This is a genomic window from Pseudomonas sp. TNT2022 ID1044, from assembly GCF_028656895.1.
GTDB classification, from domain to species: domain Bacteria; phylum Pseudomonadota; class Gammaproteobacteria; order Pseudomonadales; family Pseudomonadaceae; genus Aquipseudomonas; species Aquipseudomonas reinekei.
Window position 1 is genome coordinate 352,130 of the sequence record NZ_JAMDHB010000006.1, and the last position, 12,834, is coordinate 364,963.

The 12,834-nt window shown below is 58.8% G+C and carries 14 protein-coding genes and 1 other RNA gene; 6 read left to right on the top strand and 9 right to left on the bottom strand.

Annotation, left to right across the window (positions count from 1 at the left end; all coding sequences use genetic code 11):
• Positions 1-24: 24 nt before the first annotated feature.
• A non-coding RNA gene (gene ssrS, locus M5G20_RS09905) (6S RNA) lies at positions 25-203 on the top strand.
• Between the two features lie 86 nt (positions 204-289).
• Positions 290-895: a 5-formyltetrahydrofolate cyclo-ligase gene (locus tag M5G20_RS09910; RefSeq protein WP_150734073.1), complete on the top strand. Its 606-nt coding sequence runs from the start codon at positions 290-292 to the stop codon at positions 893-895.
• Positions 896-929: 34 nt separating this feature from the next.
• Here the strand turns inward: M5G20_RS09910 and M5G20_RS09915 are convergent, their stop codons facing one another.
• On the bottom strand, positions 930-1,085 hold the full coding sequence (locus M5G20_RS09915; protein WP_008048702.1) for a hypothetical protein: 156 nt from the start codon (positions 1,083-1,085) through the stop codon (positions 930-932).
• A 197-nt stretch (positions 1,086-1,282) separates the two neighbouring features.
• Here M5G20_RS09915 and M5G20_RS09920 point away from each other — a divergent pair, with 197 nt between their 5' ends.
• Complete coding sequence (locus tag M5G20_RS09920) at positions 1,283-1,732, top strand: EVE domain-containing protein (protein ID WP_075946414.1); 450 nt, start codon at positions 1,283-1,285, stop codon at positions 1,730-1,732.
• A gap of 84 nt (positions 1,733-1,816) precedes the next feature.
• Here the strand turns inward: M5G20_RS09920 and M5G20_RS09925 are convergent, their stop codons facing one another.
• Positions 1,817-2,224 (bottom strand): flagellar basal body-associated protein FliL, encoded by a 408-nt coding sequence (locus tag M5G20_RS09925; protein WP_075946415.1) that lies wholly within the window; start codon positions 2,222-2,224, stop codon positions 1,817-1,819.
• A 150-nt stretch (positions 2,225-2,374) separates the two neighbouring features.
• On the opposite strand from M5G20_RS09925, the gene M5G20_RS09930 reads away from it, so the two are divergent.
• Entirely contained in the window at positions 2,375-3,352 is a 978-nt protein-coding gene (locus tag M5G20_RS09930; RefSeq protein ID WP_273918996.1) for an NADPH:quinone oxidoreductase family protein, read from the top strand.
• 48 nt (positions 3,353-3,400) lie between these two features.
• On the opposite strand, the gene M5G20_RS09935 is transcribed toward M5G20_RS09930, so the two are convergent.
• Entirely contained in the window at positions 3,401-4,015 is a 615-nt protein-coding gene (locus tag M5G20_RS09935; protein WP_273918997.1) for an energy transducer TonB, read from the bottom strand.
• A gap of 328 nt (positions 4,016-4,343) precedes the next feature.
• Here M5G20_RS09935 and glpT point away from each other — a divergent pair, with 328 nt between their 5' ends.
• On the top strand, positions 4,344-5,693 hold the full coding sequence (gene glpT / locus M5G20_RS09940; RefSeq protein ID WP_273918998.1) for a glycerol-3-phosphate transporter: 1,350 nt from the start codon (positions 4,344-4,346) through the stop codon (positions 5,691-5,693).
• Here the strand turns inward: glpT and M5G20_RS09945 are convergent.
• The 6 genes from M5G20_RS09945 to M5G20_RS09970 form a co-directional block, all read right to left on the bottom strand.
• The gene (locus tag M5G20_RS09945; RefSeq protein ID WP_273918999.1) at positions 5,669-6,337 is read right to left on the bottom strand and encodes a gamma-glutamylcyclotransferase; all 669 of its coding nucleotides are present in this window, start codon (positions 6,335-6,337) and stop codon (positions 5,669-5,671) included. The two genes, glpT and M5G20_RS09945, sit on opposite strands and share 25 nt — an antisense overlap.
• 209 nt (positions 6,338-6,546) lie before the next feature.
• Positions 6,547-7,515 (bottom strand): CDP-6-deoxy-delta-3,4-glucoseen reductase, encoded by a 969-nt coding sequence (locus tag M5G20_RS09950; RefSeq protein WP_273919000.1) that lies wholly within the window; start codon positions 7,513-7,515, stop codon positions 6,547-6,549.
• On the bottom strand, positions 7,515-8,981 hold the full coding sequence (ubiD, locus tag M5G20_RS09955; protein ID WP_273919001.1) for a 4-hydroxy-3-polyprenylbenzoate decarboxylase: 1,467 nt from the start codon (positions 8,979-8,981) through the stop codon (positions 7,515-7,517). The genes M5G20_RS09950 and ubiD overlap by 1 nt, the downstream gene beginning before the upstream one ends.
• A gap of 140 nt (positions 8,982-9,121) precedes the next feature.
• Positions 9,122-10,381 (bottom strand): transcription termination factor Rho, encoded by a 1,260-nt coding sequence (rho, locus tag M5G20_RS09960; protein ID WP_003206716.1) that lies wholly within the window; start codon positions 10,379-10,381, stop codon positions 9,122-9,124.
• Positions 10,382-10,628: 247 nt separating this feature from the next.
• The gene (trxA, locus tag M5G20_RS09965; protein ID WP_003206727.1) at positions 10,629-10,958 is read right to left on the bottom strand and encodes a thioredoxin TrxA; all 330 of its coding nucleotides are present in this window, start codon (positions 10,956-10,958) and stop codon (positions 10,629-10,631) included.
• A gap of 121 nt (positions 10,959-11,079) precedes the next feature.
• Positions 11,080-11,787: a FadR/GntR family transcriptional regulator gene (locus M5G20_RS09970; RefSeq protein ID WP_150734065.1), complete on the bottom strand. Its 708-nt coding sequence runs from the start codon at positions 11,785-11,787 to the stop codon at positions 11,080-11,082.
• A 256-nt stretch (positions 11,788-12,043) separates the two neighbouring features.
• Between M5G20_RS09970 and M5G20_RS09975 the strand changes: the two genes are divergently transcribed.
• Positions 12,044-12,829, top strand: coding sequence for a transporter substrate-binding domain-containing protein (locus tag M5G20_RS09975; protein WP_150734064.1), 786 nt, complete (start codon positions 12,044-12,046; stop codon positions 12,827-12,829).
• Positions 12,830-12,834 lie beyond the last annotated feature (5 nt).

Below are 12,834 nucleotides of genomic sequence, written 5' to 3' on the forward strand. Positions count from 1 at the left end.
TCACCGCTTGGGGTATACTCCAAACACTCCCTGGGGTGTTTGCCAGTTGGCGATGTCCCTGAGCCGATTTGCTATACCCTGGAGGTTGCACGTTGGGCTGGTGTGCATGTCCGCTAGACGGAAAGCCTTAAAGCCTACTGCATCTTCCACCTTGAACTTTCGGGTTCAAGGGCTAAGTCGACAGCGACACATTCGGGGAGCCTGATTCCAGTCCGATGCCGGTTTAAATACCGGCATCGGCGTTTTTACGGGTACGCTTTACGTATCCGTACTTTCGAAGCCCGAATTCATGACCGAACCTGCGCTGCTACCCCGCCCGCAACTTCGACGCATGCTGCGCAAGGCCCGCCGCGCACTGACACCCAGTCAACAGCGCCAGGCCGCTCGCGGGCTGTACAAGCAATTGGCCCAGCAGCCACTGTTTCGCCGCGCCAGACATATCTCTCTTTACCTGCCCACCGACGGCGAAATCGATCCGCGCCTGCTGCTGCGTGCCGCTCAGCGGCGAGGCAAGGCTACCTATCTGCCGGTACTCAGTGCCTGGCCGCGAACCAAAATGGTATTCCAGCGCATCCGCCCTGGTGAAAAGCTCAAGCCCAACCGCTTTCGGATTCTGGAACCCCGGCACAACCTTGCCCGACAACGCAAAGTCTGGGCGCTGGATCTGGTGCTGCTGCCGTTGGTGGGGTTTGACGATGTCGGCGGACGGCTAGGGATGGGCGGCGGCTTCTACGATCGAAGCCTGGCTTACCTGGCGCGCCGAAATGACTGGCGCAAGCCGACGCTGCTGGGGCTGGCCCATGAGTGTCAGAAGGTCGAGCGATTGGCTCAAGCGAGCTGGGATGTACCGTTGCAGGGAACGGTAACGGACAAGGCCTGGTATTACGCAGGCTAGACGCCACTGGAATCAGCGGCGCCGAAAAGACAGCTTAGCGTTTGAACGCGGTCGACTGTTGCTGCAACTGGGCAACTTCAACCGGTGCATCGGTCTTGTTGGCCCACAGGCTTTGAGCATAGCCAGTTGTCACGACGCCGAGGCCGAACAAAATGACCAAAATCCATAGTAAATCCGGTTTGCGTTTCATCGATTGCCCCCCAAAGGCACATCAACACGATGACAGCAGCGGTTTCCGTTTTGTAGGCCGTGCAGCAGCGTCAAGCTCTAAAGGCCGGCATTTTGCGGCAACGTGAACCGCTGCGCAAATGCTGACGTCAACCGACTGTCGGTTTGTCATAAAATTGCCCGACAACCTGCCCACTGACCTCGCAAGGAGCAAAAAACATGGCCTATTGGCTGATGAAATCCGAGCCCGACGAACTCTCGATCAAAGGCCTGGAGAAGCTTGGCAAAGCGCGCTGGGACGGGGTTCGCAACTATCAGGCACGAAACTTCCTGCGGGCCATGGCTGTGGGGGATGAGTTTTTCTTCTATCACTCCAGCTGCCCGGAGCCGGGGATTGCCGGGATCGGCAAGATTATCGAAGCCGCGTATCCCGACCCAACGGCGCTGGAGCCTGAAAGTCATTACTATGATCCCAAAGCCACACCGGAGAAAAACGCCTGGAGCGCGATTGATGTCGCGCATGTCGAGACGTTTTCCAAGGTACTGAAGCTGGACTATCTCAAGCAACAGACGGCACTGGCCGAGATGCCGTTGGTGCAGAAGGGCTCGCGGCTGTCGGTGATGCCGGTGACGGCCGAGCAGTGGGCGGCTGTGATGGAGCTGCGTTGAAATGCTTTTGTAGGAGCTGGCTTGCCAGCGATGGCGATCTTGAGGGCGCTATCGCTGGCAAGCCAGCTCCTACAGGATCCAGCATTACTGGATGATCAGGTTGTTGAACAACAAATCCTCAACCACCGGCTTACCGGTTTCATCGTTCATGATCTGCTGGGTCTGCTTCAACGCTTCCTGACGCAGCTTCTCTTTGGCCTCGACGTTGTTCATCGTCTCGGTAGTCTGCTGGGCAAACAACGCCACGAGCTGATTACGAATCAGCGGTTCGTTGGCCTTGACCGCTTTGGTCGCCTCTTCGCCGGTCACCCGCAACGCCACGTCGGCCTTGTAGACCTTGAGTTTCGGTGTGCCATCCAGCCCGTAATTACCCACGAACGGCGGGCTCAGGGTGATGTAATTGACCTTTGGTGCTTCACCTTCTTTGGCTTCTTCGGCCACCGCTGCCACAGGCAGAGACAGGGCCAGCATCAACATGATCCACGCTTTCACAATTCGCTCCTTATCCGGTTTGCGGCCTAGCATAACGACCCGCCGCGCAAGCACAAGCTTATGGCTGACTATCAGGGCCGGGCATGCTCATTGACCCATCGACTCACACACCTACACTTATCGGCCATCACTCCCAAAGGAATAGCCTTGATGAAAGCCGTGCTGTGCAAAGCCTTCGGCCCTGCCGAATCGCTGGTGCTGGAAGACGTCGCCAGTCCTGTCGCGAAGAAGAACGAAATCCTGCTGGACGTGCACGCCGCGGGGGTCAACTTCCCCGATACGCTGATCATCGAGGGCAAGTACCAGTTCAAGCCGCCCTTCCCGTTTTCACCGGGCGGTGAAGCAGCCGGCGTGGTCAGTGACGTGGGTGAAAAGGTCAGCCACCTGAAAGTCGGTGACCGGGTCATGGCACTGACCGGCTGGGGCAGTTTCGCCGAGCAGGTCGCGGTGCCGGGCTACAACGTGCTGCCGATTCCACCCTCGATGGACTTCAATACCGCCGCCGCCTTCAGCATGACCTACGGCACCTCGATGCACGCACTCAAGCAGCGCGGCAACCTGCAACCGGGTGAAACCCTGCTGGTACTCGGCGCCTCCGGCGGTGTCGGCCTCGCCGCTGTAGAAATCGGCAAAGCCATGGGTGCCCGGGTAATCGCCGCCGCCAGCAGCACCGAAAAACTCGCCGTAGCCAAGGCTGCGGGGGCCGATGAACTGATCAACTACAGCGAAACCAGCCTCAAGGACGAAATCAAACGCCTGACCGATGGTCAGGGCGCCGACGTGATCTACGACCCGGTGGGCGGTGACCTGTTCGACCAGGCCATCCGCGCCATCGCCTGGAACGGCCGCCTGCTGGTGGTCGGCTTCGCCAGCGGGCGCATTCCCGAACTGCCGGTAAACCTGGCATTGCTCAAGGGCGCAGCGGTGCTGGGCGTATTCTGGGGCTCATTTGCCCAGCGCCAGCCGCAGGACAACGCCGCGAACTTCCAGCAACTGTTTGGCTGGTTTGCCGAAGGCAAGTTGAAACCGCTGGTGTCGCAGGTGTATCCATTGAGCAACGCAGCTCAAGCGATAAATGATCTCGGCCAGCGCAAGGCGGTTGGGAAGGTGGTGGTGCAGGTTCGCTGAGTCCATCTGGAGTCTGGACTTCGCTGAGCGTCGTCCAGACCATCAACGCTATAGCATCTTGCGAATGTCCTCCGGCAAATACCGCACATACCGCGAAACCGGGTTGTTCAGGCATTGCCTGACAATGATCGGCACCTTTCTGTTGAGCTTGGCGATCAGCGCCAGACGCTGCTCATTCGTCAGCGCTGTCGTAGAGAATGAGTTCGACAGGTAGGCGCGGGTGAAATGGAATGCAGGAGAATCGATCCACGATTGCTCTGCGACATGAACAATTGCCTCGTTCAGATCTCGACACTTCAGCTCCTTCAGCCATTTATTGGTGTGGAGCGGCAAAGACGAGTTGAACCTGAACTGCATGGGCGCGATCACTTCCTGCTCTGCCGGCCTGCCCTCTTCCACCATCCACGGTTTGAACCGCCACTGCTCTATGGCAACCCGAGTCGCCTCGGCCAGTTCAGGGTGATCGCTTTGCAGGATGCTCACCTGGCTGACAGAGCCATCGGAGTGGGCTACGAAGCTGACTCGAACATCACCAATGATCCCGGCCCTTTGCAGCGCAACCGGGTAAATCGGCCGAGGATTGTTTTCGGGTATCAGAAAAAACTCCCCTGCCCGGATCTCGCCAGACAACGCCAGCCCCAGCATCAACAAAAACCACCGCATAACCCCTCCCCTCTACACCTCAAATGCCAATCCTGGCAGCCGGACAAAGGTTAAAGAGAGAGCGTCTTGAGCTGAAGATCATGACTTCCGGTAACGACGCAGGACATTTCCCAAAGACTTGCCTTATTCCTGCCAACCCGCGCGCAAAAAATGGAAAGCGGCGAAACCTCCTACAACGCCCTTCATTTATATCTGAGCGACATGCTCATGAAGGAATGCTCGAATTCCAACATTTTCACTGTTTTGCCGATGAGAACCGGTGCTATTTTCGGTAACGAAACTGTAACATTCGCATCCGCAGTCAAAACAAGAAAATTGGAGCTCCTGAATGTTTGCTTTCTTTCGTCCTGCCGCACATCAGGCTCCATTGCCTGAAGAAAAAATAGACAGCACCTACCGCCGCCTGCGCTGGCAAATCTTCGCCGGTATTTTTATCGGTTATGCCGGCTACTACCTGCTGCGCAAAAACTTCTCACTGGCCATGCCTTACCTGATTGACGAGGGCTACACCCGGGGTGAGCTGGGGGTGGCGCTGTCGGCGATTGCCATTGCCTACGGCTTGTCCAAGTTCCTCATGGGCATCGTTTCCGACCGCTCCAACCCGCGCTTCTTCCTGCCGTTCGGCCTGATAGTTTCGGCTGCCGTGATGTTCACGTTCGGTTTCGCGCATTGGGCAACGTCCAGCGTGACTATCATGTTCGTCCTGCTGTTCATCAATGGCTGGGCGCAGGGCATGGGCTGGCCGCCAAGTGGCCGGACCATGGTGCACTGGTGGTCGCAGAAGGAACGCGGTGGCGTGGTGTCGCTGTGGAACGTGGCGCATAACGTCGGCGGCGGCTTGATCGGCCCGCTGTTCCTGATCGGCATGGGCTTGTTCAATGACTGGCATGCCGCGTTCTACGTACCGGCGGCGGTGGCCATGGCCGTGGCGGTGTTCGCCTTCATCACCATGCGCGACACCCCGCAATCGGTGGGCCTGCCGCCCATCGAGAAGTACAAGAACGACTATCCGGAAGGCTACGACGCCAGCCACGAAGAAGAATTCAGCGCCAAGGAAATCTTCGTCAAATACGTGCTGCGCAATAAAATGCTCTGGTACATCGCCTTGGCCAACGTCTTTGTCTATCTGCTGCGCTACGGCGTACTGGACTGGGCGCCAACCTACCTCAAGGAAGCCAAGGGCTTCACTGTGGACAAGACGTCCTGGGCGTACTTCTTCTACGAGTGGGCAGGCATTCCGGGCACGCTGCTGTGCGGCTGGATGTCGGACAAGATTTTCCGCGGCAACCGTGGCCTGACCGGCATGGTGTTCATGGCGCTGGTGACCGTGGCAACGCTGGTGTACTGGCTCAACCCGGCCGGCAACCCGACCGTCGACATGATCGCCCTGGTGTCCATCGGCTTCCTGATCTACGGCCCGGTGATGCTGATCGGCTTGCAGGCGCTGGAACTGGCGCCGAAGAAAGCCGCCGGCACGGCAGCAGGTTTCACCGGCCTGTTTGGTTATCTGGGTGGGTCGGTCGCGGCCAGTGCAGCGATGGGCTACACCGTGGACCATTTTGGTTGGGATGGCGGTTTTGTTCTGCTGATCGGTGCCTGCCTGCTGGCGATGGCCTTCCTCGCGCCAACGCTGTGGCACAAGCAAGTCGCCAGTCAGAGCCGCGAAGCAATCGCCTGATCAACCTTTGATTTGCAGCGCTTGAGCCGCGCCTCCAGATTCCGGTCTGGCATGGCGTGGCTACGCAGGGCGTGAGCGGTCTGCTCGACATAATCGCGAGTCGTGCCGTAACGCCCGCAAGCGTTCTCAAACACGTGGCTCAGCACATGATCCGGCAAGTTGCCGGCATAGCTGGGCAAATGCCGTTCCAGAACAAAGCCCAATGCCTGAACCTGGCTTCCGTCTTCGAGACGGCAGTTGAGCCAGTGTGGACGATAAGAAGGGAACGGCATCTCGCGTTGCCAAAGTGCATACAGCGATGCCTCAAGTTGCTCTTCAGGCAGGCGATAAGCAAAGCCGCTGCATGAACCGCCGCGATCCAGACCAAAGACCAGGCCGGGCATTTCCGGTGTGCCGCGATGTTCGTGGGACCACAGATACAAACCGCGATGGTAACCATGCACCCGCCCGCGAAGCCGTTCAACCGCCGTGCACTCGGGACGCCAGATCAGCGAGCCGTACGCGAACAACCACACTGGCCCACCTTTATGGCGCGCCATGGTCGATTGCATCGAGCTGAGTAATTGTTCGTGCGTGAGCTGCGGCCCCAGATCGAGCCGCGGAGGGTAAGCCAGATTCAAAATGGATGATTCAATGGCGCTCATGGCGATTAGCGTTCAGCTCCCCGCGAATAAAGAGTTACTTAATAGAACGCACCGCTGTAACAATAAGGCACATATGTTTTTCAAAGCAATTCAAGTGCCATGACACTGTTGTTAATTAATTACCTGAACACAATATAACCTACCGGCATTTATATTATTTTATAAATACCGATAGGCTATATAGGGGGTTATAACCTGCAGGAGCAGCATCAAGATCGAGGGGCGTACGCAAATACGTCGGCGCGCATTTGATGGGCATCCATCCCCGCCTCGACCAGCGCATCCAGCGTGCCGTAGACCATGGCCGGCGAGCCACTGGCGTACACATGCAGCGTCTTGAGATCGGGAAAGTCTTCGCAAACGGCTTCATGCAACATGCCGCAACGCCCTTGCCAGCCACATTGATCGCTGACGACCTTGTGCAGGAACAGGTTGGGCAACTTCAGCCATTCGTCCCAGTGCTCGATTTCATAGAAGTCTTCTGGACGGCGAACGCCCCAATACAAGTGCACGGGGTGCTTGAAGCCTTCAGCGCGGCAGTGTTCGATCAAACCGTGGACCTGACCCATGCCAGTGCCCGCGGCAATCAGTACCAGTGGACCGTCCGGCAATTCGGCCAGGTGCGTGTCGCCGAATGGCATGTCGACCCGCACCATCGTGTTGCCTTGCAGCTGTTTGATCAGGTTTATTGCACTGGCTTCGCGCGCCAGGACGTGGATTTCCAGATCACGCCCACCGGAGGGCGCCGAGGCCAGGGAGAAGGATGACTTCTCGCCATTGTCCCGATGGATCATCAAATACTGGCCGGCGTGATAACGCGGAGGCTTGCCGGCCGGCGCCCGCAGCCGGACCCGCCAGGTATCACCACCGACCTCGGTGCAACTGGTGACCTGACACGACAGAGTGCGCACCGGTAACTCTCCCAGCGCGAGCACGCCATCCCACAGCACGATGCAGTCTTCCAGCGGCTCTGCTATGCAAGTGTAGAACTCGCCATGGTCGCGCACACCGCCGGCCTGCTCGACCCGACCTTCCACCAGCAGCGCAGCGCACACATGGCAGTTGCCGTTGCGGCAGCTTTGCGGGCAGTCATAGCCCAGGCGGCGTGCGCCATCGAGAATCCGCTCGCCGGGCAGAATCTCAAGCACTGCTCCGGAGGGCTGCAAGGTTACACGCATCAATCTATTCCTAACTGATTCCAGATGGCATCGATCCGCTGGGTCACGGCATCGTCCTTGACGATCACCCGACCCCACTCTCGCGTGGTTTCGCCCGGCCACTTATGCGTGGCATCGAGCCCCATCTTCGAACCCAGGCCGGATACCGGCGAGGCGAAGTCGAGGTAGTCGATCGGTGTGTTCTCGATCATCACTGTGTCGCGCTTGGGGTCCATGCGCGTGGTGATGGCCCAGATCACGTCATTCCAGTCCCGCGCGTTGATATCGTCGTCAGTGACGATAACGAACTTGGTGTACATGAACTGTCGCAAAAACGACCAGACACCCAGCATTACCCGCTTGGCATGCCCCGGATACGACTTTTTCATGGTCACGACGGCCATGCGGTACGAGCAGCCCTCAGGCGGCAGGTAGAAGTCGGTGATTTCCGGGAACTGCTTCTGCAGGATCGGCACGAACACTTCGTTCAACGCCACGCCGAGAATCGCCGGTTCATCCGGCGGACGGCCGGTGTAGGTGCTGTGGTAGATCGGCTTGATCCGATGGGTGATGCGCTCGACGGTGAACACCGGGAAGCTGTCGACTTCGTTGTAGTAACCGGTGTGGTCGCCGTACGGGCCTTCATCGGCCATCTCGCCCGGATGGATCACGCCTTCGAGGATGATTTCGGCGGTGGCTGGCACTTGCAGATCGTTGCCGCGGCACTTCACCAGTTCGGTGCGATTGCCGCGCAAGAGACCTGCGAAGGCGTATTCGGAGAGGCTGTCGGGTACTGGCGTCACGGCGCCGAGGATGGTCGCCGGGTCAGCACCCAGCGCCACAGCTACAGGGAACGGCTGGCCCGGATGTTTCTCGCACCATTCGCGGTAATCCAGCGCACCGCCACGGTGACTCAGCCAGCGCATGATGACCTTGTTGCGGCCGATCACTTGCTGGCGGTAGATACCGAGGTTCTGTCGATCCTTGTTCGGACCTTTGGTGACGGTCAGGCCCCAAGTGATCAGCGGCGCAACGTCGCCCGGCCAGCAGGTCTGCACCGGCAGCGTCGAGAGATCGACGTCGTCGCCTTCGACGACCACTTCCTGGCAGATCGCATCTTTGACGACTTTGGGCGCCATCGAGATGATCTTGCGGAAGATCGGCAGCTTGGACCAGGCGTCTTTCAGACCTTTAGGCGGCTCGGGTTCCTTGAGGAACGCCAGCAATTTGCCGATCTCGCGCAGCTCGCTGACCGCCTCGGCCCCCATGCCCAGCGCCACGCGTTCGGGGGTGCCGAACAGGTTGCCGAGCACGGGTATGTCATAACCCACAGGCTTTTCGAAGAGCAGGGCCGGGCCTTTGGCGCGCAAGGTGCGGTCGCAGACCTCGGTCATTTCGAGCACTGGGGACACCGGAACCTGGATGCGCTTGAGCTCGCCGCGCTGTTCCAGCCCGCTGATAAAGTCGCGCAAGTCGCGATACTGCATGCGTAAGCCTCGTGTTGGCCGTGGCGTTCGGGGCAGGCAGTTTAGCGCCGAACCCTGCGGTTCAGAACCACGAACTGCCGCTTGATCAAAAATCAGATAGCAAAAAGCCGGGTTTCCCCGGCTCAGGTGCCCTGCTCGACTTACTTGCGTTTCATCGACAGGAAGAACTCATCGTTGGTCTTGGTCGTTTTCAGCTTGTCGACCAGGAACTCGATGGCAGCGACTTCGTCCATCGGGTGCAGCAACTTGCGCAGGATCCACATGCGCTGCAACTCGTCGTCGGCGGTCAGCAACTCTTCGCGGCGAGTACCGGAACGGTTGATGTTGATAGCCGGGAACACGCGTTTTTCAGCGATGCGACGATCCAGAGGCAGTTCCATGTTGCCGGTACCTTTGAATTCCTCGTAGATCACTTCGTCCATCTTCGAGCCGGTTTCAACCAGCGCGGTGGCGATGATGGTCAGCGAGCCGCCTTCTTCGATGTTCCGCGCGGCGCCGAAGAAACGTTTCGGTTTCTCCAGGGCGTGGGCATCGACACCACCGGTCAGTACCTTGCCGGAGCTCGGGATCACGGTGTTGTAGGCACGAGCCAGACGGGTGATGGAGTCGAGCAGGATCACCACGTCCTTCTTGTGTTCGACCAGGCGCTTGGCCTTCTCGATCACCATTTCGGCAACCTGCACGTGGCGGGTTGGCGGCTCGTCGAACGTCGAGGCAACCACTTCGCCGCGCACGGTGCGCTGCATTTCGGTGACTTCTTCCGGACGTTCGTCGATCAGCAACACGATCAGGTGAACTTCAGGATTGTTACGAGCGATGTTTGCCGCGATGTTCTGCAGCATGATCGTTTTACCGGCTTTCGGCGGTGCAACGATCAGACCGCGCTGGCCTTTGCCGATCGGGGCGCACAGGTCGATGACACGACCGGTCAAGTCTTCGGTGGAACCGTTACCGGCTTCCATCTTCATGCGCACGGTCGGGAACAGCGGGGTCAGGTTCTCGAAGAGAATCTTGTTTTTCGCGTTTTCCGGACGGTCGAAGTTGATCGTGTCGACCTTGAGCAGCGCGAAATAACGCTCGCCTTCCTTCGGAGGGCGGATCTTGCCAACGATGGTGTCACCGGTGCGCAAGTTGAAGCGACGGATCTGGCTCGGCGAGACGTAGATATCGTCTGGGCCGGCGAGATAGGAAGCGTCTGCAGAGCGGAGGAAGCCGAAGCCGTCCTGGAGAATCTCCAGCACGCCATCACCGGAGATTTCCTCGCCGCTTTTCGCGTGCTTTTTCAGCAGGGAGAAAATCACGTCCTGCTTGCGCGAACGGGCCATATTTTCTATGCCCATCTGTTCGGCCAATTCGAGCAGTTCGGTAATCGGCTTTTGCTTGAGTTCAGTCAGATTCATATAGGAATGACGTAATCATTTATGGAGGGGGGAAATTAAGCTTTTGGCTTAATGAGGCCGCGCCGCGGAGAAGGCGACAGGATCGCGTACTTATTCGAAAAGGAGAGCGTCGGCGACGGCTAGCAGGGGGCACTGGAGAAACCAGCGCGGGGCCGAATGTAACACCTGAGTTTCGGAGCGTCTAGCCCTCAATAACGAAAAAGCCCCGCAATATGCGGGGCCTTTTTTTGACAAGCTACAACGACGCTTAGATGTTGGCGTCAAGGAAGGCCGCCAACTGCGACTTCGACAGCGCGCCGACCTTGGTCGCTTCAACGTTGCCATTCTTGAACAGCATCAGGGTCGGGATACCACGCACGCCATGCTTGGCCGGGGTTTCCTGGTTTTCGTCGATGTTCAGTTTGGCAACGGTCAGCTTGCCTTTGTAGGTCTCGGCAATTTCGTCCAGAACAGGAGCGATCATTTTGCAAGGGCCGCACCACTCAGCCCAGTAGTCGACCAGTACAGCGCCTTCAGCCTTGAGTACGTCGGCCTCGAAGCTAGCGTCGCTAACGTGTTTGATAAGATCGCTGCTCATGGAATTCTCCAGGGTTGTAAGCAAAAAAACGTGGCCCATCATAGCTGCCCTTCCCGTGTTCAGGAAGCCGCAGATGATTGAGTCTCGCTATGGTGGTCCATGAGTTTGGGTATAGCCCAAGTCACGCCGTGGCGGGAGCGACGAATGCAATGCCGGTACGCAGCGCAGCGTTGCGCACGTGTTCGTGCATGGCTTTTTGCGCCGCACCAGAGGCCCGCCGGGCCAGTGCACGAAGGATTTTGCGGTGTTCCTGCCAGGTTTCCATGGCCCGCTCGGCCCGGATGAACGGCAGTTTCTGGCTCTCCAGAAAGATGTCGGCGCTGTTAGTGAGGATGCTCAGCATCGCTTGATTGCCGCTGGCCAACAGGATTCGGCGGTGGAATTCGAAATCCAGCCGCGCCGCGGCTTCAAAATCGCCGGCCTTCAATTCGTTGCGCATGGCGGCGACATTGTCTTCCAGCGCATCAAGCTCCTCGGTACTCAAGGTCACGGCCGCCAGCCCTGCGGCAAATCCCTCCAGCGCATAGCGCAACTGGAAGATGTCCAGCGGCGACGCCTGCGCCGCGAACGGCCAGCCCGGCGCCGCATCACCTCGCGGCAGCTCCACTGGCGACTGCACAAACACGCCTTTGCCCGGCTGGATACTGATGACTCCCAGTGCGCTCAGCGATGACAACGCTTCACGCAACGACGCCCGACTGACCCCCAACTGCACCGCCAGGTCTCGTTGCGATGGCAAGGCATCACCCGGCCCGAAGCCCTGTTCGGTGATCAGTTTGCGGATGGCTTGCAGCGCCACTTCGGGTACGGCACGGGAGATCGAGTTCATGGTTTTCCAGACGAACCAGGCCAATGTGCGGCCAGTTGTAAAGCTATTCGCGGCGCCCGGCAAGTCGTGCCCCATGGGGGTTCGGAAATTTTCACGGCTGCGCCATCGAGGTGCGAAACGCAACCTGACTGTTCAGACCAGTAAGACCGTCCGACACCAGTAAAACCGTGCTCTGGCGCCTCCAGATCCCCGGGTTGGCATGGCCCGTGCTCTGTCGATCCGCAGAAATCACTTCTTGCCGATCCGGAGATTTGCCATGACCCAGCGTTACAGCGCCCTCCTCGCCGCCTTGTTCGCCAGCCTGATGCTGAGCCAGGCTCCCGCCCACGCCGACGGTCTGGAGGATGTGGTCAAGCGCGGCGTCCTCAAGGTCGCCGTACCTCAGGACTTCCCGCCGTTCGGCTCGGTCGGCCCGGACATGAAACCACGCGGTCTGGATATTGATACCGCTAAACTGCTGGCCGACCAGCTCAAGGTCAAACTCGAACTGACCCCGGTCAACAGCACCAACCGCATTCCGTTTCTGACCACTGGTAAGGTTGACCTAGTGATCTCCAGCCTCGGCAAAAACCCCGAGCGCGAAAAAGTCATCGACTTCTCCCGCGCTTACGCACCGTTCTACCTCGCCGTGTTCGGTCCGCCAGACGCCGACATCAAAGGCCTGGACGACCTCAAGGGCAAGACCATCAGCGTTACCCGTGGCGCCATTGAAGACATCGAGCTGACCAAGGTCGCCCCCGAAGGCGTGACCATCAAGCGCTTCGAAGACAACAACTCGACCATCGCCGCCTACCTGGCGGGGCAAGTCGACCTGATCGCCAGCGGCAACGTGGTGATGGTCGCTATCAGCGAGAAGAACCCGAAACGCGTGCCGGCGCTGAAAGTGAAGCTCAAGGATTCGCCAGTCTATGTCGGCGTGAACAAGAACGAGCCGGCGCTGCTGGATAAGGTCAACCAGATCCTCGTCACTGCCAAGGGCGACGGCGCGCTGGAGAAGAACGCCATGACCTGGCTCAAAGAGCCGCTGCCGGCCGACCTCTGATCCGG

What these genes read in the sequence shown, in the direction of transcription:
- trxA (WP_003206727.1), bottom strand. Translation starts at nt 10,958, where the DNA reads ATGAGCAGCGATCTTATCAAACACGTTAGCGACGCTAGCTTCGAGGCC.
- M5G20_RS09915 (WP_008048702.1), bottom strand. Translation starts at nt 1,085, where the DNA reads ATGAAACGCAAACCGGATTTACTATGGATTTTGGTCATTTTGTTCGGC.
- M5G20_RS09920 (WP_075946414.1), top strand. Translation starts at nt 1,283, where the DNA reads ATGGCCTATTGGCTGATGAAATCCGAGCCCGACGAACTCTCGATCAAA.
- rho (WP_003206716.1), bottom strand. Translation starts at nt 10,381, where the DNA reads ATGAATCTGACTGAACTCAAGCAAAAGCCGATTACCGAACTGCTCGAA.
- M5G20_RS09945 (WP_273918999.1), bottom strand. Translation starts at nt 6,337, where the DNA reads ATGAGCGCCATTGAATCATCCATTTTGAATCTGGCTTACCCTCCGCGG.
- M5G20_RS09935 (WP_273918997.1), bottom strand. Translation starts at nt 4,015, where the DNA reads ATGCGGTGGTTTTTGTTGATGCTGGGGCTGGCGTTGTCTGGCGAGATC.
- glpT (WP_273918998.1), top strand. Translation starts at nt 4,344, where the DNA reads ATGTTTGCTTTCTTTCGTCCTGCCGCACATCAGGCTCCATTGCCTGAA.
- M5G20_RS09975 (WP_150734064.1), top strand. Translation starts at nt 12,044, where the DNA reads ATGACCCAGCGTTACAGCGCCCTCCTCGCCGCCTTGTTCGCCAGCCTG.
- M5G20_RS09970 (WP_150734065.1), bottom strand. Translation starts at nt 11,787, where the DNA reads ATGAACTCGATCTCCCGTGCCGTACCCGAAGTGGCGCTGCAAGCCATC.
- M5G20_RS09910 (WP_150734073.1), top strand. Translation starts at nt 290, where the DNA reads ATGACCGAACCTGCGCTGCTACCCCGCCCGCAACTTCGACGCATGCTG.
- M5G20_RS09950 (WP_273919000.1), bottom strand. Translation starts at nt 7,515, where the DNA reads ATGCGTGTAACCTTGCAGCCCTCCGGAGCAGTGCTTGAGATTCTGCCC.
- M5G20_RS09930 (WP_273918996.1), top strand. Translation starts at nt 2,375, where the DNA reads ATGAAAGCCGTGCTGTGCAAAGCCTTCGGCCCTGCCGAATCGCTGGTG.
- ubiD (WP_273919001.1), bottom strand. Translation starts at nt 8,981, where the DNA reads ATGCAGTATCGCGACTTGCGCGACTTTATCAGCGGGCTGGAACAGCGC.